16 protein-coding genes are annotated in these 19,001 nt (G+C 74.9%); 3 read left to right on the plus strand and 13 right to left on the minus strand.

Annotated features, from left to right (window positions below):
• Window positions 1-90: 90 nt before the first annotated feature.
• Window positions 91-1,416 carry a phenylacetate--CoA ligase family protein gene (locus HS048_RS22210; RefSeq protein ID WP_196468526.1) on the plus strand — a complete coding sequence of 442 codons (1,326 nt, stop codon included), beginning with the start codon at window positions 91-93 and terminating at the stop codon, window positions 1,414-1,416.
• On the plus strand, window positions 1,400-1,708 hold the full coding sequence (locus HS048_RS22215) for a DUF6052 family protein (protein ID WP_196468527.1): 309 nt from the start codon (window positions 1,400-1,402) through the stop codon (window positions 1,706-1,708). The genes HS048_RS22210 and HS048_RS22215 overlap by 17 nt, the downstream gene beginning before the upstream one ends.
• 287 nt (window positions 1,709-1,995) lie before the next feature.
• Here HS048_RS22215 and aroF read toward each other — a convergent pair whose 3' ends face one another.
• From aroF to HS048_RS22265, 10 genes are all read right to left on the minus strand, one after another.
• Window positions 1,996-3,063, minus strand: a complete 1,068-nt coding sequence (gene aroF / locus HS048_RS22220) for a 3-deoxy-7-phosphoheptulonate synthase (RefSeq protein ID WP_196468528.1) — start codon at window positions 3,061-3,063, stop codon at window positions 1,996-1,998.
• 57 nt (window positions 3,064-3,120) lie between these two features.
• Entirely contained in the window at window positions 3,121-3,924 is an 804-nt protein-coding gene (locus HS048_RS22225; protein WP_196468529.1) for a TIGR03084 family metal-binding protein, read from the minus strand.
• 46 nt (window positions 3,925-3,970) lie between these two features.
• Window positions 3,971-5,041: a carboxymuconolactone decarboxylase family protein gene (locus HS048_RS22230; RefSeq protein WP_196468530.1), complete on the minus strand. Its 1,071-nt coding sequence runs from the start codon at window positions 5,039-5,041 to the stop codon at window positions 3,971-3,973.
• Window positions 5,042-5,046: 5 nt separating this feature from the next.
• On the minus strand, window positions 5,047-6,705 hold the full coding sequence (locus HS048_RS22235; RefSeq protein ID WP_196468531.1) for an FAD-dependent oxidoreductase: 1,659 nt from the start codon (window positions 6,703-6,705) through the stop codon (window positions 5,047-5,049).
• Window positions 6,702-7,265: a DUF5987 family protein gene (locus HS048_RS22240; protein WP_068897254.1), complete on the minus strand. Its 564-nt coding sequence runs from the start codon at window positions 7,263-7,265 to the stop codon at window positions 6,702-6,704. Before HS048_RS22240 ends, HS048_RS22235 begins: the two co-directional genes overlap by 4 nt.
• Before the next feature lie 131 nt (window positions 7,266-7,396).
• Window positions 7,397-8,011 (minus strand): DNA-binding response regulator, encoded by a 615-nt coding sequence (locus HS048_RS22245; protein WP_255529726.1) that lies wholly within the window; start codon window positions 8,009-8,011, stop codon window positions 7,397-7,399.
• A 235-nt stretch (window positions 8,012-8,246) separates the two neighbouring features.
• A complete protein-coding gene (locus HS048_RS22250) occupies window positions 8,247-10,811 on the minus strand; it encodes a sensor histidine kinase (RefSeq protein WP_196468533.1) in 2,565 nt (854 codons plus the stop codon).
• A 73-nt stretch (window positions 10,812-10,884) separates the two neighbouring features.
• Entirely contained in the window at window positions 10,885-12,444 is a 1,560-nt protein-coding gene (locus HS048_RS22255; RefSeq protein WP_196468534.1) for a SagB family peptide dehydrogenase, read from the minus strand.
• A 56-nt stretch (window positions 12,445-12,500) separates the two neighbouring features.
• Window positions 12,501-14,795 carry a TOMM precursor leader peptide-binding protein gene (locus HS048_RS22260; protein ID WP_307832591.1) on the minus strand — a complete coding sequence of 765 codons (2,295 nt, stop codon included), beginning with the start codon at window positions 14,793-14,795 and terminating at the stop codon, window positions 12,501-12,503.
• Window positions 14,792-15,217: a hypothetical protein gene (locus tag HS048_RS22265; RefSeq protein ID WP_196468535.1), complete on the minus strand. Its 426-nt coding sequence runs from the start codon at window positions 15,215-15,217 to the stop codon at window positions 14,792-14,794. Before HS048_RS22265 ends, HS048_RS22260 begins: the two co-directional genes overlap by 4 nt.
• 431 nt (window positions 15,218-15,648) lie before the next feature.
• Here HS048_RS22265 and HS048_RS22270 point away from each other — a divergent pair, with 431 nt between their 5' ends.
• Entirely contained in the window at window positions 15,649-16,407 is a 759-nt protein-coding gene (locus tag HS048_RS22270) for an AraC family transcriptional regulator (RefSeq protein WP_068897258.1), read from the plus strand.
• 222 nt (window positions 16,408-16,629) lie between these two features.
• On the opposite strand, the gene HS048_RS22275 is transcribed toward HS048_RS22270, so the two are convergent.
• From HS048_RS22275 to HS048_RS22285, 3 genes are read right to left on the minus strand one after another with little or no spacing between them, the layout of a single operon-like run.
• The gene (locus HS048_RS22275) at window positions 16,630-17,988 is read right to left on the minus strand and encodes a cytochrome P450 (RefSeq protein ID WP_196468536.1); all 1,359 of its coding nucleotides are present in this window, start codon (window positions 17,986-17,988) and stop codon (window positions 16,630-16,632) included.
• Entirely contained in the window at window positions 17,985-18,536 is a 552-nt protein-coding gene (locus HS048_RS22280; protein ID WP_084008319.1) for a flavin reductase family protein, read from the minus strand. The genes HS048_RS22275 and HS048_RS22280 overlap by 4 nt, the downstream gene beginning before the upstream one ends.
• 15 nt (window positions 18,537-18,551) lie before the next feature.
• Window positions 18,552-18,998, minus strand: coding sequence for a thioesterase family protein (locus tag HS048_RS22285; protein WP_196468537.1), 447 nt, complete (start codon window positions 18,996-18,998; stop codon window positions 18,552-18,554).
• Window positions 18,999-19,001 lie beyond the last annotated feature (3 nt).

Below are 19,001 nucleotides of genomic sequence, written 5' to 3' on the forward strand. Positions count from 1 at the left end.
CATTGCGGGAGAACGCATGTGGCAGCACATGTCATGGCCAGTGCGCGTGCTGCCCGCCTGCGGGCGGCACGCCGCGATGCAGGAGACGAGATGAGAACGCTCGAACGAATCCGCGCCGGCCAGGCGGAGTACTGGAGCCCGCGAATGGAGACCATGCCGCGGGAGGAACTGGCCGACTGGCAGTGGCGGCGGTTGCGGCATGCCGTGGAGCACGCCCGGCGGAACTCGCCGTTCTGGCGCGACCGGCTCCCCGACGGCATGCGGTCCCTGCGGGAGTACACCGAACGCGTCCCGCTGCTGCACAAGGCGGACCTGATGGCCGCGCAGCGGCAGGCGCCGCCGTACGGCACCTGGCCGTCGGCCGACCCGGCGCTGGGCGTCCGGTACCACCAGACCAGCGGCACGAGCGGCAACCCGCCGCTGCGGACCTTCGACACCGCGCGCGACTGGGCGTGGTCGGTCGACCTGTTCTGCACCGCGCTCCACGGCATGGGGGTCCGCCCCGGGCACCGCGGCATGGTCGCCTTCGGCTACAGCCTGTTCATGGGCTTCTGGGCCATGCACTACGCGCTGGAGCGGATGGGGTGCCTGGTGGTGCCGTCGGGCGGGCTGGACTCCAAGACCCGCATCCGGTTCCTCCTGGAGCACCGGATCGAGGTCCTGGGCTGCACCCCGAGCTACGCGATGCGGCTGCTGGAGACGGCCCGCGAGATGGGCGTGGACCTGGCCGAGGAGGGCAACGTCCAGATCATCCTGGCGGGGGCGGAACCAAGGCCCGAGTCGACGACCCGGGCGATCGCGGCCGGGTTCGGCGCGCAGGTGTTCAACGCCGCCGGGACCACCGAGCTCGGCGCCGTCAACATGTTCCAGTGCCGGTCGGGCAGCTGCCACATCATCGAACGGGGCGTGGTCGACGAGGTCCTCGATCCGGACACCGGCCGCCCGGTGGGCTACGGCGAGCGGGGCGTCCGCGTCAGCACGGGCCTGGGTCGCGAGAGCATGCAGCTGTTCCGGCACTGGACCGAGGACCTGGTCGTGCGGCGGCCGTGGCACGAGTGCGACTGCGGCCGGACGTGGGACTGGTACGACGGGGGCATCCTCGGGCGGACCGACGACATGCGGAAGATCCGCGGCGTCTCGGTCACCCCCGTGATGGTCGAGGACGTGATGCGCGGCTTCGGCGAGGTGAGCGAGTTCCAGACGGTGCTGCGGACGGTCCGCGGGCTCGACACGATCGTCCTGCGGGTGGAGCCGCGCGCCGGCGCCGCCACCGACCCCGCCGGCCTGCGCGAGCGCATCGGCGCCGAGGTGAAGCGCCAGATCGGCATCCGGCCCGACGTGGAGCTCGTCGCTCCCGGAGGCCTCCCCCGTTTCGAGATCAAGGCTGCGAGGTTCCACGATGAACGTGCGAAGTGAGTCGTCCGGCGCGGGGCTGTCCGCCGCGCAGGAGCGGCAGCTGCTGGAGTGCCACGCGGTGCTCGGGCGCCTGGAGGAGTCCTGCGAGGTGCCCGCCGTACGGGCGGCGGTGCGGACGGCGCTGGCGGAGCTGCGCGCCGCCCTCGACTCCCAGGCGGTGGACTTCCCCTTCTTCCCCCTCCCCGAGGAGGCGGACGGCCTCCGGCCGGGACCGGACGGCGCGAACGGCGCTGACGACATCGACGGCGCGGACGGCGCACCCAGGGTCGCCGAGCACGCCGGAGCCGCGTGAACCCAGGCGGGTTCACGCGGCCGGTTGACCACAGAGCCAGGTGAACCCAGCCGGGCCGGTTGACCACAGGGCCAGGTCAGCTCAGCCGGGTCAACGTGGAGGAGCCGGGCGAGCACGAAGCCGGGTGAGCACGAGAAGCCGGGTGAGCATGAAGAGGCCGGGCCGCGACAGGCGGCCCGGCCTCTCCCCTTCTCCCCTTTCGGTCATCCTCCTTCTCCGCCGCGCCCGCGGCCGCCGCCCGTCCGCGCGCCTCCACGGTCCGTACGGCCGGCGCCTCAGACGGCCGCTCAGACGGCCACCAGCCTCCGGTCCCCCGGCGTCCCGCGGCCCGCGAGGCCGCCGGGCGTCCGGCGGCCCATCAGGCGGGCCGCGTCCCCGATCGCGCGGGCCAGTTCGGGGACGTCCTCCCCGCTCAGCGCCTGCGGGCCGTCGCAGAGGGCGGCCTCGGGCCGGGGGTGCAGGTCGGCGATGACGCCGTCGGCGCCCGCCGCGACGGCCGCCCGGCTCAGCGGCACCACGAGGTCGCGCCGGCCGGCGGAGTGCGACGGGTCGACGATGACCGGTAGCTGGGACAGGCGCTGGACCACCGGCACCGCGGAGATGTCCAGGGTGTTGCGGGTGGCGGTCTCGAAGGTGCGGATCCCGCGCTCGCACAGCACGATGTCCAGGTTGCCGCGCTGGGCGATGTACTCGGCGGCCATCAGCCACTCCTCGACCGTCGCGTGCATCCCCCGCTTGAGCAGCACCGGCCGGCCCGCCTCCCCCACCGCCTGCAGCAGCGGGAAGTTCTGCATGTTGCGGGTCCCGATCTGCAGCATGTCGGCGTATCCGGCCACCGTCTCGACGTCGCGCACCGACAGCACCTCGGTGACGACCGGCAGCCCCGTCTCCTCCCGCACGTCGGCGAGGATCCGCAGGCCCCGCTCCCCCAGGCCCTGGAACGCGTAGGGCGACGTGCGCGGCTTGTAGGCGCCGCCCCGCAGCAGTCCGGCGCCGGCCGCCCGGGCCAGCCTGGCCGCCTCCAGCGTCTGCTCCGGGGTCTCCACCGCGCACGGCCCGGCGATCAGCGTCACCGTCCCCGGGCCGATCGGCACCCCCGCTACCTCCACCACCGACCGGTCCGTCCCGGGCACCCGGCTGACCAGCCGGTACCTCTCCGAGGTCCGGGCGACGCGCTCCACCCCGCGCATCCGGTGCAGGCCGATCGCGTCGAGGCGCTCCGCCTCGCCGACCAGGCCGACGACGGTCCGGTTCCCGCCGCGGCTGACGAACGCCTCTCCTCCCGCCGACTCCACCAGCGCGACGATCTCCCGGGCGTCCGCCTGCGTGGCGTCACCGGACATGACGACCAGCATCTCCCTGGGCCCTCCCGTCCCTCTCCGTCCCTGTCCGTCCTGCGCGGCGGCGGGCCGTCAGGCCGGCACGGGCGCGAACTGGCCGGGCCGGCGTCCCGGACCGGCCGGACCGCGGTAGGCCTGCGCGATGTCCAGCCACGCGTCGGCGTCGGCGCCGACCGCGGTGAGCGCGAGGTCGTCGCGGTGCCGCCGCCTGGTCACGAGCAGGCAGAAGTCCAGCGCGGGCCCGGTGATCCGCTGCTGCGCGTCCTCGGGACCGAAGGTCCACAGCCCGCCCGAGGGGGCGGTGAGCTCGTAGCGGAACGCGGTGCCCGGAGGGGTCAGGCCCCGGGACTGGTAACCGAACTCCCAGGTCAGCACCGCGAATCCGCACACGTGCCGGAGCCGGTCGTCCGCCGTGCGGGCCACGCCCAGCGCGTCCCGGATGTCCTGGCCGTGCGCGAACGTCTCCATCAGCCCCGCGCACGCCAGCACGGCGGGCGGCAGCGGGCGCACCAGCCACGGCACCGGCCGGTCCGGCGGCGCCGCGGCCAGCGCCTCGATGCAGGCCGTGCGCTCCTCGCGCCACCGGCCGAGCAGTTCCGCCGGCGGGTGGCGCAGGTAGTCCGCGAGCGCGGCGTTGACGGCGCCGTCGAAGTCGGACCCCGCGCCCGCCGCGACCGCCTTGAACGCCTCGGGGTCCGAGGCCGCCAGGCCGGCGATCCGGAACACGAACGACAGGTGGCCGATCTGGTGCGCGACCGTCCAGCCGGGGGCCGGGGTCTCCAGGGCCCACCGGGAGCCGTCGAGGCCGGCCACCAGGCCGTCGAGCTCGTCGCACTCCGCGGTCAGGTCCGCGATCACTTCCTTCAGCTGGGTCATGTCTCCGTCCTCCACGTTGACGACACTTGCAGTCGGGCGCGGCCGGTCAGCCGCACCGCCACGTCCACCCGGCCACCCGCCGCGCCGCCGCCAGACTCGCCCACGCGGCGGTCTCCACGAGCACCCGGTCCCCGGCACCGCACCGGCGGAGCTCCCCGATCACGGCCGCGTCCACCTGGTGGGAGGCGAACGCCGTCAGCAGGGCGAACCGCCCGGCGGGGCGCTCGGCCTCCGGCAGCCCGGACACCGCCTCCCGGACCCAGGCGCGGCTCAGGCCGCGCCGTTCCCCGCCCCAGGCGGCCAGCTCGGCCAGGACCAGCCCGCGCACCCGGCCGGGCACCGAACGGCGGCCCGCCTCCTCGATCGCGGCCGAGGCGCGCGCCAGGGCGCCGGCGATCGCCGGGGAGGGCGCGGCCCAGGACAGGTCCCCGGGCAGCGGGGCCGCCGGCAGCAGGGCCAGCGAGGCGCCCGGCGCCCGCTCCCTGAGGACCACCGGCCGCAGGGCCCGGCCGGCCAGGCGCGTCAGGCCGCCGCGGAGCGCGGCGGGCAGCGCGCGCGGGATGGGCTCCTCCGTCAGGAACACGTTCACCATGCGGTTGAGGTACTCGAACGCCACCACGACGCCGGCCAGCTCCGGGAACCACTCCCGCGGGAAGGGCCGGCCGTGCCGGGCCGCGCCCTCCGCCGTCCCGGCCGCCCGCGCCCAGGCGGCGAGCGCGCGGTGGCCCGGGTCCGCGACCTGCCCGTCGTGCCCGGCGGCGACGGCGAGCGCGTCGCCGGCGCCGATCAGTCCGTGCAGCACCGCCCCGTGGACCTGCACGCAGTAGGGGCACGCGTTGCCGAGCGACACCGCGGTGGCGACGACCTCTTTGGCCGCCCGGCCGAGCGTCCCGGGGACGACCAGGGTCTCGCGGAGGACCGCCCAGCAGGCCGCCAGCGTCTCCGGCGCGGGTGCGTGCAGGGCCACCGGCGGGGCGAGCACGCCGAAGTCCCGTTCCACCTGCGCGTAGACCCGGGCGACCGGGGCGGGGACCGCCTCGCCCGGCTGGGCCGGGGAGAGGTGGCGGATGTGCCTGCGCGCACCGCGGCGGACGAGGAGGTCGAGCGGGGCCGCCATCGCGCTCAGCCCTTCGCGAGCAGCGGGACCTGCGCCGCCGTACCGCGCCGTCCGGCGGTCGCCCCGTCCGGGGCCGGCGCGCCGTACGTCACCGGCACGCCCCGCTCCCGGGCGGCCCGCACGATGCCGGGGACGGCGCGCTCGGCGAGCGCGGCGATGGTCATGGCGGGGTTGACGGTCAGCGCTCCGGGGACGGCCGAGCCGTCGGTGACGAAGATGCCCGGATGGCCGCGCAGCTCGTGGCGGTCGTCGAGCGCCGAGGTGGCCGGGTCGTCGCCGATGCGGCACGAGGCCAGCGGGTGGACGGTGTAGGCGCCGACGAGGTCGCCCGTCCACGGCGCCACCTCGGCCAGCCCGTCGCGCTCCAGGATGTCCCTGACGTCGGCGTCCGCCGCCTCCCAGGCGCGCAGCGTGCTCGGCGACGGCCGGTAGCGGAGCGTGCCGCGCCCCAGCAGCTGCTGCGAGATGCGCACCGCGTTGCCCGCGGGGGGCGGCGGCCCGAACACCCCCTCGTTGTCGTCCTCCACCATCTCGAAGATGATCAGCCAGGAGCGCCAGCGCCGGAGCATCTCCTTCTTCTCCGGGCCGAACCAGGCGCCCGGGCCGCTCGCGCGGGGCGCCTGGGCGAGGATGGTGCCGAGGCCGGGCGGGAAGTACAGCTGCTCCAGCGAGTAGCGGGTGTACTCCGGCCGGGAGGCGTCGAGCCGGTCCCAGTTGGCCACGCACGGCCCCTTGCCGATGTGGAAGGCCTCGTAGGCGGCGCCGTCGCCGCGGGTCAGGCCGAGCACCTCGCGCACCCGGTCCTCGTTCATCACGGCGGTGCAGAGCCGCTCGCCGTTCCCGGAGAAGTAGCGGCCCACCGCGTGCGGCATCCGGCCCAGGGCCGCCTCGCTGCGCTGCAGGATGACCGGCGTGGCCCCGGCGCCCGCCGCCAGCACCACGATCTTCGCGTCGATCTCCCCGCTCCCGGTCCGCACCCGGTAGTCCTCGCCGTCGATGACGTCGTAGTGCACGCGGTAGCGGTCGTCACCGGTCCGGGAGATCCGCTGCACCTCGTGCAGCGGGCGGATCTGCGCCCCGTGGGCCAGGGCCGCCGGCAGGTAGTTGGTCAGCAGCGACCGCTTGGCCCCGAAGCGGCACCCGGCCATCATCCAGTTGCACCGGGTGCAGGAGGCGTTGTCGACGCCGACCGGGACCGGGTTGGCCGTACGGCCCGCGTGGGCGCAGGCCGCGGCCCACAGCCCGCCCGCGTACGTGACGTCCTTCCAGTCCTGCGTGCTGACGGGGATCGCCTCGGCGACCCGGTCGTACCAGGGGTCGAGGGTGTCGCGGCTGATGGCGGCCGGCCACATGCGCCTGCCGATGGAGCCGTGCCGCTCGAACACGAAGCGCGGCGCCCGGGGCAGCGCGGCGAAGTACACCATGCTGCCGCCGCCGACGCAGTTGCCGCCCAGCACGTTCATGCCGTCGCCCACGACGAAGTCGAAGATCCGGGTGTAGGAGGACCCGAGCTTGTAGTCGTGCTCGACCTCCTCCTCCCGCAGCCACGGCCCGCGCTCCAGGACCACCACCTTCGCGCCGCCCGCGGCCAGGTGGTACGCGGTGATCGCGCCGCCGAAGCCGCTTCCCACCACGAGGACGTCGGTGCGTTCGGTGCCGTTCATGCCGGGCTCCCTGAGGCGGTCGTGGCCGGGTGGGGGGACGCCAGCTCCCGGCCGTAGGAGTTCTCCGGGTACCGCCACAGGCCGTCGGGGTCCGGCGGGACCAGCCCCATCGCGGTCAGCCCGGGGTGGCCGGCGGCGAGCGCGTCGCGGGTGTGCAGGTGGGCGGCGGAGTCGAAGGCCATGTAGCTGAAGATCGAGAGCAGCACCCACAGTTCCCGCTCCGGGTGGCCGGCCGCGGTCAGCCGCTCCACCAGGGCGGTCCGGTGCTCGAAGGAGAGCGCGACGAACGGCGGCGCAGACGCGTCGAGCACCAGGCCGTGCTCGGCCGCGTACGCGCGGGCGTGCGCGTTCAGGTCGCGGGCGAAGTCGTCCAGGGCGTCGCTCACGCCGGTGGCCGGCCACTCCAGCAGCTCGATGGCGCCGGCGGCGACCGCGCCGCCGCCGGCTGCGGCGCCGGCGATCGCGCGGTCCTCGGGGGATCTCTTCTCCCCTGGGATCAGCGTGTCCGCGAACGCCTCCAGCGTCGCGGTCCGCTCTGGGGACTGGTTACCGGGTCGCACGGTGTCGCCTCCCGGGAGATGCGCGGGTACGGGGGGCAGGGCGGCCTGCCGACGTCCCCATCATGGGACGGCCCGGACACCGGGGCATCTTCTGGCATGCGATCGGCGCGGGCGCCGGACCGCTCCGGGCACTACGACACCCAGCCCGCCTCGGTGGCGATCCGGATGGCGTCGACCCGGTTGCGCGCGTTCAGCTTGGTCAGGATCCTGGTCAGGTAGTTGCGCACGGTGCCGACCGACAGGTGCAGGGCGGCGGCGATCTCCGGGGGCTCGGCGCCTCCGGCGGCCAGTTTCAGGATCTGGATCTCCCGCCCGGAGAGCGGGTTCTCCCCGACGTCCCAGGCGGTCAGGGCGAGCTGCGGGTCGATGACCCGCCGCCCCGCGGCCACTCCGCGGATCGCCGCGGCCAGGTCCTCGAAGGGGGCGTCCTTGAGGATGAAGCCGGAGACCGAGGCCGACAGCGCGCGGCGCAGGGTGCCCGGCCGGCCCAGGCCGGTCAGGATGAGCGTGCGGCAGGAGGGCAGCCTGCCGTGCAGGATCTCCGCCGCGGCCAGGCCGTCGAGCCCGGGCAGGTCGATGTCGATGACCGCGACGTCGGGCCGGGACTCGAGCGCGGTGGGCACGATCATGTCACCGCGCTCCACCTGGGCCACGACGGTCAGGTCGTCCTCGAGCTCGAGCAGGGCGGCCAGCGCCCCGCGCACCATGCGCACGTCCTCCGCCAGGAGGACCTTCAGATTCCGCAAACTCCCAGTCCCAGCTCTTCCGTGAGCGTCACCGCGGGCCCGGCCGACGGCGCCCGTCCGACGCGTACGGCCCGGCCGTCCCATCCCGGTCGCCTCCGCGGCGCGGTGCGGCCGGTCCGCGGAGCGGGCCGGCGGGCGGGCCCGGGCCCGGTGCGCCGACTCCGGGATGCGACTGCTACGAAGGTTACTTATCGCCTGACATGAGGCAATACCTGACAGATAAGGGTCGGCGCAGTCAGGTCCCGTCATCAACGACCGCGGGGAGGGTGCGGGCCGCGGCGGGCGAGAACGGCCGCTCCCGCCGTCCCGTCTCCGCGTCCCGCGCGGGCACCGGGACCTCCGCCGCCACCTCGAACCTGCCGTCCCGCACCAGGGCCGTCAGCCGTCCGCCGATCCCCTCCAGCCGCGCCCGCAGGCCCCCCAGCCCGCTGTCGGCGTCGGTGAGGTCGGGCGGCGACCAGTCAGGCTGCGCCCTGTCGTTGGCCACCCGCAGCCGCAGCGCGCCCCCGCCGAGGGAGGCCTCGATGGCGCATCGCCGCGCCCTGCTGTGCCGCAGCACGTTGGTGACCGCCTCGTGCAGCACGATCGCCATCATCGTGTCCAGCTCCCTGGGCGGCGTTCCGCAGCCGATGTCCAGTTCGACGTCGATGCCCGCCGACGACAGCGCCGCCGCCGCCGTCTCCGCCTCGGCGGCCAGGGACATGTCGTGGTACCCGCTGGCCGTCGCCCGCACGTCGGCGAGTGCCCGCCGGGCGATGTCCACGACCTCGCGCACCTCCTCCCGCGCCCGGTCCGGGCTCTCCGGCAGGAGCCGGCGGGCCAGCTCGCTCTTCATCGTCACCTCGGACAGGTTGCGGCCGAGCACCTCGTGCAGGTCGCGTGCCACCCGCAGCCGCTCGCGCTCCACCGCCATGCGCGCCACCTGCCCGCGTGCCGCGTACACCTGGTCGACCAGTCCCGACAGCGAGCTCACCCCGAAGACCACCAGGCCGGTCAGCAGACTGGAGATGGTCACGTACCCGGTCAGGACGGGGTCGTGCCGCCAGAGCGCGGAGGCCTCGAGGACTCCCGCGCCCACGGCGGCGTACAGCGCCCAGCGCGTCCACCCGGTCACCACCAGCAGGGCCGAACCCGCCAGGAAGCCCGCCATCGACCCCCACGGGGCGCCGAGCCACAGGAAGGACAGGGCCGTCGCCAGCGCCTGCACCCCCAGCGTCAGCGCCCTGACCCGCCGCGGCCAGCGCCGCGGCCGGTAGAACGAGTGGGCGGCCTGCACGGCCAGGACGACGAGCAGGCACAGCGCGCAGCCCAGCAGCGTCCCCGGGTCCGGCGCCAGCCTCAGGACGCCGGCCGCGGTCAGCAGCGCGTAGCCGCCGAGCACCCCGAAGGTGAGCAGCGTCGCCATCCGCAGCGCCTGCGTCTCGGTCCGGTCCTCCTCGGTCCCGTGCCGGCGCAGCGGCCACACCGGCCCGCGGGGGCCCGGCCGGGCCCCCGCCGTACCGGCGTCCCCCGCCGGCGCCGCCGGTACGGCGGGGGTCTCGGCCACCAGCTCGAACCACTCCCCTGCCGCCGACACGGTCAACCCGCCGCCGACGCCCTCCAGGCGGCAGGCGAGGTTCCCCAGGCCGCTGCCGCGGGAGGCGGCCTCGGGTGCCTCCTCGACCCCGTCGTTGGCCACCCGCAGCCGCACCGCGCCCCCGGCGGCGCCCGCCGCGGCGCCGGTGTCTCCGGCGGTGTCCCCGGTGGTGCCGGCGGCCCCGGCGTCCCGGGGGCCGCTCCCTCCGCGGGAGACCTCGATGACGCACCGCCGCGCCCTGCTGTGCCGCAGCACGTTGGTGACCGCCTCGCGCAGCACGATCGCCATCACCGAGTCGATCCCCTTGTCCAGGGGATGCGGAGGGACGTCCACCCGGGCGTCGATCCCGGCCGACGACAGCGTCGAGGCCGCCGTCCCCGCCTCCTCCCGCAACGAGATGTCCCGGTACTCCCCCGCCACGCCCCGCACGTCGGCCAGCGCGCGCCGGGCGATCTCCAGCACCTCCTCCAGTTCGGTCCGCGCGCGGTCGGCGCACCGCGGCAGCAGCCGGTAGGCCAGCTCGCTCTTGAGCGCCATCGCCGACAGGTGGTACCCGAACAGGTCGTGCAGGTCGCGCGCCACCCGCAACCGCTCCCGCACCACCGCCATGCGCGCGACCTCCCTGCGCGCCGCGTGCACCTCCGCCACCACGCCGGCCAGCGAGCTCACCCCGTAGATCACCAGGCCGGTCTGCAGCGTCACCCCGGCCAGCTGCGCCGCTTCGGGCAGCGGCAGCCCCTGCGCCAGCGCGACCAGCGGGAACGTCCCTCCGACCAGGAGGTACAGCAGCCAGCGCAGCCGCACCGGCCCCACGGCCAGCAGCACCGCCCCGGCCAGGAAGCCGCCCAGGGCCGACCAGGCCGGGCCGAACCACAGGTACGGCAGGTAGGTGGCGAGCGCCTGCGCCGAGAGGGTCAGCAGGCGGCGGCGCGGCGGCCACCGCCTCGGCTCCTGCGAGGAGTGCGCCAGTTGCAGGGCGAAGACCCCGCCGAACAGGGCGAACCCCAGGGCCTCGACCCCCTCGGGGAACCTCCACAGCCCGCCCAGCAGATTGATCAGCGTCATCAGGGCGTACCCGCACAGGACCGCCACGGAGATCGACAGGCCCGTCGTCGGCGCCCACACGTCGGCGGCCGCGCCCTGGAACATCCCGCGGTGCCAGGGCAGTAGGCCGATGAGCCTGCGCGGATCCGGCCCGCGGCGGTCCGGCGCGATCCCCGCCATCGACCATCGCCTCCCAAGTGCAGACCGTGCCGGCTCGCCGACGCTCGAAGGCTCAACGCACTCTATATCAGCCTTATCCGGACATGAATGGTTTCCGGGCGGGTCCCTGGGCGAGGCCGACCCTGGCCAGGTCGCCCCAGTCCGCGTCGTTGGCCTCCTGCCCGGCCGGCCGGGCGGGCGGGGCGCCGTCGACGGGCCGCCCGACCATGAACCCGCCCACCCCCGACTCGACGCGCCAGTCGAGCCCGAGCACGCGCGCGGAGACGTCGATGTCGATGATCTCCGCCCAGCAGGCGGCCAGGCCCATGGCCGTGCCGACCAGGTGCAGGGTGTGCAGCAGCGCCCCCACGTTCTTGAGCACCAGCGCGTAGCTCAGCCCGCTGTACTTGCGCGACAGCCGGCGGAAGCGCGCCGTGACGGCGATGAGCACGGGCGGCACGTCGGCGAGGTTCGCGGCCAGCCGGCCGCCCTCCAGCAACTCCGCCACGGCCTCGGGATCGGGGTTGACCCGTTCCAGCCGGTGTCCCAGCGGATCGTAGTGGTACACCCCCCGGGGGATCCCGGTGCAGTTGCCGACCGCCAGGTAGAACTCGAACTCGTAGCAGCCGCCGAGGTTGAGGTAGGGCCGGTCGCTCGTCTCGGCCGCCGAGGAGTCCCCCTCCGGCGGCGGGACGAGGGTGCGGACCCGCGCGGCCCGGTAGAGCAGCTGCCCGATCTCCCCTCCGGTCAGCGGCGCGTCGGCGAAGCGCGTCGCCGGCTCGCCGGCCTCGACCGCCACGGTCAGCGGAGGGTCCGCCGCCACCAGTTCCGCCCAGCGCGGCCGGGGGAGGGCGATGCCCGGCAGGTCCGGTGCGCGCTTCACCGCGGGCTCGACGTCCCAGCGGTCCCCCATGGGGTAGGTCGCCCCGAAGTCGTTGTCGTGCCGCCCCAGCGTGGAGCGCGTGTGGAACATCAGGTCGAGGGGGGTCCACGCGGCCAGCGCCGGCACGGTGTCCTCGGCGAACACGGCGGCCCGCGGCCGGTCCCCCGCCTCGGCCGTCACCACCATCCCCGTCCCCGCCAGGTGGCCGAGCAGGTCGAGCACGAGATCGTCGGGGTACGGCAGCGCCGCCGCCGCCTCCTCCGGCCGGACGGCCCGGCCCAGCGCCCCGATCAGCCGCACCGCGTCGGCGTGGTGCAGGTCGACTCGGTGCAGGGAGAGGGGGGACTCCAGGAAGTAGCCCTCGCCGTCGGTCCGCAGGACCGCGAACCTCGACAGGCGGATCGGGGTGCCGGCGGGCAGGGCGGCGGGCGCGAAGCGCGCCTGCTGCGCCAGCGGGACGATGGAGATCAGCGGTTGCTCCGGGTCGACCGCGAAGGAGCGGATGACCATCGGCTGGATCCCGTCGAGGAGCCGGTCCAGCTCCCGCCGCTCGCCCTCGCCGTAGGCGATGTTCTCCAGGGACACCGGGCCGAAGCCCATGCGCCTGAGGGCTTCGAGGACGGCCCGGCCGGGAGCCGGGACGGTCGTGTCGCCCCAGCGGCCGCGCAGGATCACGCCCCCGTCGCCCGCCTCGACGTGGACGTCCTCCCGCAGCGACCACAGGTCGACTCTCCGGGGCGCCTGGGCGCCGCCGTCGCCAGATGCGGACATCAGGGGACTCCCGATCGGAACGTACGGCACGGAGGCGGGTCGGCTCCCCGCCTCCCTCACATGAACAGCGGAACCGGATTCAGTTGTTCGTAGCCCGTCGGCTCGGCGAGGCGTCCCAGCAGGACCGGGACGTCGTACAGCCGTCCGGGGGCGAACCGGGCCCAGAAGTGGCGGAGGCCGGGGACCACGACCTTCACCACCGGCATGCCGACGTCGGGACGCGTCTGGTCGAGGACGAGGACGTCCAGTCCCTTCCGGCGCGCCAGGGCGCGGACGTGGCCGACCTCCTGGCCCAGGTCGGCCCGGGGGGTGTAAGCGTAGTCGGTGAGCACCCGGGGGCGCAGCCCCGGATCGGGCGCCAGGTAGGGCTGGTCCTCCACGGTGGCGCGGTGCCACCAGCGCCGCAGGTGGGGGTCGGACTCCCCGTACCCGGTGCCGTCGGGCCGGGCGCCGGCGACGGCCGGCAGCAGCTGCGACAGCTCGGCCAGCGCGCGGCGCGCGGCGACGCGGGGGTCGAAGTGCGCCCCGAAGCCGAGCATGATGTCCTGCGCCGGTTTGTCCACCCGGCGGGAGACCGCCGCCATGGCGGGGATCTCCAGGTCGGAGGTGACGTCGAGGAGCCACACCTCCCGGTTCAGGCGCCGGTAGTGCTCGGGCACCCCGGCGATCCAGGGGTCGCCGAGCGAGTCCAGCCGGACCGCGGGGTGCCGGGTCCGGTTGTACCACCAGATGCCGACCGCGTCCCGCTCCACCAGCTCCAGGAAGCCCTGCAGGATCGCGTCCTCGATGCTGGAGCCCGCGGCGTTGCCGTTGGAGTTGGCCCGCACCGACGGGAGCGCGCCGGCGTCGTGGAAGTACAGGTACGCGGTGGGCAGCAGGCGCTGCAGCCCCGTGACGAGCGACCGCACGGGGGTCCACTCGACGACCGCCTCCTCGTCGAAGGGCTCCGGGACGTGGTGGAAGGGCGCGTTCGCCGCGTTCCACCGGGCGCGCCCGGCGAACTGGCGCGGGTGGAACAGCTGGCAGGCGTCGGGGTGCACCGCCTGCCCGCCGAGCCCGCGGAAGCTGTCGCGCACGACCGGCTCGTCGCCGAAACGCGAGGCGCAGTAGCGCTCGACCGCCTCGCAGAGCGCGCTCACCCTCGCCTCCGCCTCGGTCGTCCCCTTGCCGCCGCTCTGCCGGCGCAGGCCCGCGCGGACCGCCGAGAGCCCGTGCGGCCGCAGCGCGAGGTTCGGCCCCGACAGGTAGCTGTGCAGGAAGGACGGGCTGCGCGGGTCGCGCCGCACGGTGTCCGTCACCCCCGTGACGGGGTCGGCCAGATGACCGTACCTCTCCCACATCTGCTCGGGGGTGAGCGCCCGGTGCCCGGTGCCGTCGGCGACGGCCTTGCGGCGGGAGGAGACCGTGATCGGGCTCCGCACGCGCTCGGCGACCAGGCCGGGGTCACCGCACTCGGGGCACTGCGGGCGCCGGGCCACCGGGTGGCGGCGGCTCTCCAGGGTCAGCGTGTCGAGGATCCACACGGCGTCCTGTCCCGGGTGGCGGCTCCCGGCCAGCCATTTGGCCGCTTCCAGGACCGCGCTCTGCAGGCCGATCGCCCGGGCCGGGGCCAGCGACGTGTCCGGGAACGGGGCCCGGCCGGACCCGCCCGGCGCGTCCCGCAGGCACGACTCGACCCGCAGGTGCCCGCGGAGCCTCACCTCCAGGCAGGCCCAGCAGGGTCCCTGCCCCGGGCGGAACACCGGGCCCACCCAGACGTCGGCGCCGCCGGGCCTGACCGGCAGCCAGGGGCCCGCGGCGCGCAGCCGGTCGCGGTTGACCTCGCGCAGCGCCGGGTCGAGGTAGTCGTCGCAGAGCACGATGGTGAGGTCCGCCGGACCGTCCGGGTCCTCGGCGAGGGTGAGGCCGGCGGCACGGCAGGCCGCCGCGGCGGGGCCGGTGTCGAGGCCGCCCAGGGCCGTGACCCGCACCCGTGCCGCGGTGAGGCGGTCCGCCGCGGCGTCCCCGTCCAGGCCGGCGAGCTCCCAGTACGCCAGGGCCGCGGGGTCGGCCGCCGGGCCCGCCGCGGGACCGGGGTCCGGGCGGCGGTAGCCGATGAGGTTCTCCCGGGCCAGCCGGCCGAGCAGCTCGCCGAGCCGCCCGGCCGGCAGGCCCGGCGCCGCCCGCTGCACCTGGGCCAGGTCCCGGGTCCCGTCGAGCAGCGGCGCGACCTGCTGCACCAGCGGTCCCGAGAGCACGGTGGCGCCGCGGGCGGAGGTGAGGTACACCCCCTCCCCGGGGACCGTCTCGGCGCGCAGGTGGCGCCTGAAACCGATCAGCGGGCGGCCCGTCGCCTCCATGGCGGTGGTCACCCCGCGCGGCCGGACCGGTCGGCGGCGTCCGCGAGGGGGCTCCGGGGGTCTTCGATGCAGCACGGCCACACCGCCGCCTCCGCCGACGGACGCTGAGGATCTTCGATGCAGCACGGCCACACCGCCGCCTCCACCGACGGACGCTGAGGATCTTCGATGCAGCACGGCCACACCGCGCCCGCCGAGGGGTGGGCGAACCGTTCGACGACCACCTCGTCCCCGGCGCCGGTGTCCAGGCGGGGCGCCTCGCCGGCGCCGCGCAGGCCGATGCCGAACTCCGCGAGGGTCGCCACGGGGTCCCGCCGGTAACGGGCGGCCAGCTCCGGCTCCGTCCAGGTCCTCATCACGAACTCGGTGAACCGCCAGTCGCCCTCGAGGGCGGGACCGGCCGGGGGGACCTCGACAGCGTCCACAACGGTCATGTCTCCTCCTGTTCTCGTGCGGCGGAACCATCAGGCCCAGGCAGAGGATGCCGCAAAGGCCCCCGGCCGGACAGTTTCCGGATCACGTCCTGCATGTGAATTATTCACATAGGGAAAGTGATGCCGCGAGTAGCTTGCCCGAAAAGGCCGACCTATCGTGTCGAACACCGTGAAAAGCTCATCCGAATCGCGTTCCAATACCGTTTGCGACATTGGAGCGCGAAGAGAAAGCGTACGTTCAGTCCCATCGTCCTGAAGGCTCCTCGGGAATGCCGCCCGGCCGGCACGGGATACCGGCGGCGGGCCGTACCCGGCCGCCAGGACGGCGCGGCCTTCCCGGCCCGGCAACCGACAAGGAAGGAATCCCGGCGAGCCGGTCGCACGGCACCGTCCGAATCGACCGGCCACCTCTTCACGGAAACGGAAAAGAGATGGAAGACGAGATCGAGCGGGCTGTGATGCGGGTCATCGAGACGATGCGGGAGAATCCCGGTGAGCAACTCACCATTGATGACCTGGCGCGCGTCGCCATGTTCAGCAAGTTCCATTTCTCCCGTATCTTCCGGCGGCTCACCGGAGTGCCGCCGGGTCGCTTCCTGTCGGCGATACGCCTGCAGGAGGCGAAGACGCTGCTGCTGTCGACCCCGCTGTGCGTCGCCGACGTCTGCACCCAGGTCGGCTACTCCGCGGTCGGCACCTTCAGCACCCGGTTCAAGCACAGCGTCGGCGTCGCCCCCACCCGCTACCGCAGGGATCGCGGCGCCGGGATGCGCGCCCCGGCGCGCGAGGACGCCGCGGCGGCGGGGGCGGTCATCCGGGGCGCTCTGCTCGCGCCGCCGGACGAGCCCCCCGGTCTCGTCTGCGTCGGTCTGTTCCCCGACCCGGTTCCGGAGGGGTGGCCGGTGCGCTCCGTCGTCGTCCGCTCCTCCGGGGCGTACACGCTGGACCGCGTGCCCCCGGGCTCGTGGTATCTCGTGGCGCACTCCCTGGTCCGCCACGACCCGGCGCCGGGACGCGGCGAGCCTGACTCCGCCCTCCTGTGCGTGCGCGGTCCGGTCACCGTACGGCCCGGCGTCGCCCGCACGGTGGATCTGCCGCTGCGGCCGAGGCGCGTGTTCGACCCGCCCGTGCTGCCCGCGGTGTTCGACGCCCGGCCCGCCGACGAGGCCATGGACCTGGTCGCGAGCTGACCCGCGGCCCCGGGCGGCCCGCGGCCCCGCGGTCCGGCGCCGCCCGTACCGGGGCGGCCCGCGCGGTGGCCCACCGCGAGACGACGGGCCCGCAGCACGACAGACCCCCCACGGCACGACGGGTCCGCAACACGACAGACCCGCAACACGACGGTCCGCCGCCGAGGATCACGATCTCGGCGGCGGACCGTCGTGCCGCGGGGGGCGGCCACCCGGCCGGCCTCAGCCGAGGCGGTGCACCGTCATCGGCAGCCCGCCCCGCACGCGCAGCGAGAGCATGGGCTCGGCGACCGCCCGGCGGCCCGGCACACCGGCCAGCCGCAGCTCCCGGGCGACCGCGGCGGTCACGAAGACCGCCTCCATCATCCCGAGGTTGCTGCCGACGCAGACCCGCGGTCCGGCGCCGAACGGGATGTAGGCGTAGCGCGGCCGGCCCGACGAGCGGTCCGGCTCGAACCGGCCGGGGTCGAAGCGGCCGGGCCGGTCCCAGAAGGCCGGATGCCGGTGCAGGGTGTAGGGGCAGATCAGGACGTCCGACCCGGCCGGCACGCGGTACCCGCCGACCTCGTCCTCCTCCTTGGCCTGGCGGGTCAGGATCCACACCGGGGGGTACAGCCGCATCGCCTCGTTCACGACCGCGGTGGTGTACCTCAGGCGGCGCAGGTCCTCGAAGGCCGGTGCCCGGTCGCCGAGCACCCCGACCGCCTCGGCGTGCACCCGCTCGAAGACCTCGGGATGCCGGTCGAGGAGGTGGAAGGTCCAGGACAGCGTGCTCGCCGTCGTCTCGTGCCCGGCGAGCAGCAGGGTGACCAGCTCGTCGCGGAGCCTGCGCCCGGCGTCGGCCTCCCCCCGGGTCGCGGCGATCAGCCGGGACACCGCGTCCTCCCCGTCCCCCCCGGCGCGCCCGGCGACCAGCGCGTCGACGACGCGCTGCAGGTCGCGGCGGGCGCGCCGGAAGCGGAGCTGCCTGGGCAGGGGCAGCCAGAGCGGGACCTTGCTCAGGGTCACCATCTCGAACATCGCCTGGTCCTGCACCGCCTCGAACGAGTGCGCGATCGAGGCGAACGCGGTCAGGTCGGCGTCGAGCAGCGTGCGCCCGAGCACGCCGAGGGTCAGGCCGGTCATCTCCTTCAGCACGTCGACGGGCTCGCCGCCGCCGTGCTCCCGCAGCCGGGCCACCAGCTTCCCGGCCTCCTCGGCGACCACCCCGGCGTAGCCGGCGATCCGCCGGTGCTGGAACACCGGCTGGACGACCCTGCGCTGGGCCCGCCACAGCTCGCCGTCGCTGGTCAGCAGCCCTTCGCCGAGGGCGCGCCGGGCCTGGACGAGGCCGATCCCCTTGCGGTAGTTCTCGGCGTTGTCGGCCAGCACGTGCTTGGCGTGGTCGGGGTGGTTGAAGAAGTACAGGGTCCGCGGCCCGACGGAGATGCGGACCGCGTCGCCGTACCGCTCCGCGGCCGAGGTCAGCATCCCCAGCCGGTCGCGGACCAGCTTCACGAACAGGCCCGGCATCTCCCGCCGCGGCGGCCCCGGCGGCTCCGGCCGCACCCGGGCCGCCGCGGGCGGCGTCGCGAGGCTCATGCCGTCATCCTCCCTCCGTCGAGTGTCCGGAACCGCCCGTCGGCGAAGACCAGCGCGTCCGCGCCCGGGTGGCGCTCCAGCGCCAGGACGCCGCCGACGAAGATGGTGTGGTCTCCGCCGCCGTAGACGTACCGCACCTCGCACTCGAAATGGGCCAGCGCCCCCTCGATCAGCGGCACCCCGGTCAGCCTTCCGGGCGTCCAGTCCACCGCCTCGAACTGGGCCGCCCCCAGCTTCCGCCACCGGTGCGCGAAATAGCGGGCCACGCCCTCCTGGTGGCCGGCGAGCACCGACACTCCGAAGTGGGCGCTCTCCCCGAGCCTGCGGTGCATGACCGCGTCCCGGCCGATGCACACCAGCAGCAGCGGCGGGTCGAGGGAGACCGACGTGAAGGAGTTGGCGGTCATGCCGTGCACCGCGTCGCCGCCGGTCGTCACGACCGTGACGCCGGTGGCGAACGCGCCGCACGCGCGGCGCATCTCGTCGCGGTCCACCGCCGGCGGAGACGGGCGGTCCACCGCCGGCGGGGATGTCACTTCGACGTTCATCTCTGGCCTCCCGCGTCATCGGCTGGGCACGGTCTGCGGCGTGTAGGGCCCGAGGGCTCTGACGAGCGACTCCGGGACGCGGGCCGGCACCGTGCGGTTGTTGGGCCCGCGCATGCACGCCACCCGCTGCCGCCCCCGGCCGACCAGCGTCTCCCCGCCGTCCGCGCCGAGCCGGACGTAGTCGAAGCTGAACTCCAGCTGCGTCTGCGTCATCTCCACCAGGCGCATCCGGATCGACAGCTCGTCGAACGCGGTCACCTCGGCGAAGAACTCGCAGTCCACGTGGAGCGTGAACAGCTTCAGGTCGTCCTGCAGCTCGGCGAGCACATCGGGGGCGCACGTCTTGAGGAACATCTCCCGGCAACGTCCCTGCCAGCGCAGGTAGTTGACGTAGTACACGTTGCCGACGAGATTGGTCTCCTCGAAGCCGACCGTGTGCAGATATTCGAAGTATTTCGACACGGG

The sequence above is a fragment of the Planomonospora sp. ID91781 genome, assembly GCF_015711595.1.
GTDB classification, from domain to species: domain Bacteria; phylum Actinomycetota; class Actinomycetes; order Streptosporangiales; family Streptosporangiaceae; genus Planomonospora; species Planomonospora parontospora.

Bases quoted from the DNA above. Each gene is read 5' to 3' on its own strand.
- HS048_RS22210 (WP_196468526.1), top strand. From the start codon at position 91: ATGAGAACGCTCGAACGAATCCGCGCCGGCCAGGCGGAGTACTGGAGC.
- HS048_RS22215 (WP_196468527.1), top strand. From the start codon at position 1,400: ATGAACGTGCGAAGTGAGTCGTCCGGCGCGGGGCTGTCCGCCGCGCAG.
- aroF (WP_196468528.1), bottom strand. From the start codon at position 3,063: ATGCTGGTCGTCATGTCCGGTGACGCCACGCAGGCGGACGCCCGGGAG.
- HS048_RS22225 (WP_196468529.1), bottom strand. From the start codon at position 3,924: ATGACCCAGCTGAAGGAAGTGATCGCGGACCTGACCGCGGAGTGCGAC.
- HS048_RS22230 (WP_196468530.1), bottom strand. From the start codon at position 5,041: ATGGCGGCCCCGCTCGACCTCCTCGTCCGCCGCGGTGCGCGCAGGCAC.
- HS048_RS22235 (WP_196468531.1), bottom strand. From the start codon at position 6,705: ATGAACGGCACCGAACGCACCGACGTCCTCGTGGTGGGAAGCGGCTTC.
- HS048_RS22250 (WP_196468533.1), bottom strand. From the start codon at position 10,811: ATGGCGGGGATCGCGCCGGACCGCCGCGGGCCGGATCCGCGCAGGCTC.
- HS048_RS22255 (WP_196468534.1), bottom strand. From the start codon at position 12,444: ATGTCCGCATCTGGCGACGGCGGCGCCCAGGCGCCCCGGAGAGTCGAC.
- HS048_RS22265 (WP_196468535.1), bottom strand. From the start codon at position 15,217: ATGACCGTTGTGGACGCTGTCGAGGTCCCCCCGGCCGGTCCCGCCCTC.
- HS048_RS22270 (WP_068897258.1), top strand. From the start codon at position 15,649: ATGGAAGACGAGATCGAGCGGGCTGTGATGCGGGTCATCGAGACGATG.
- HS048_RS22275 (WP_196468536.1), bottom strand. From the start codon at position 17,988: ATGAGCCTCGCGACGCCGCCCGCGGCGGCCCGGGTGCGGCCGGAGCCG.
- HS048_RS22280 (WP_084008319.1), bottom strand. From the start codon at position 18,536: ATGAACGTCGAAGTGACATCCCCGCCGGCGGTGGACCGCCCGTCTCCG.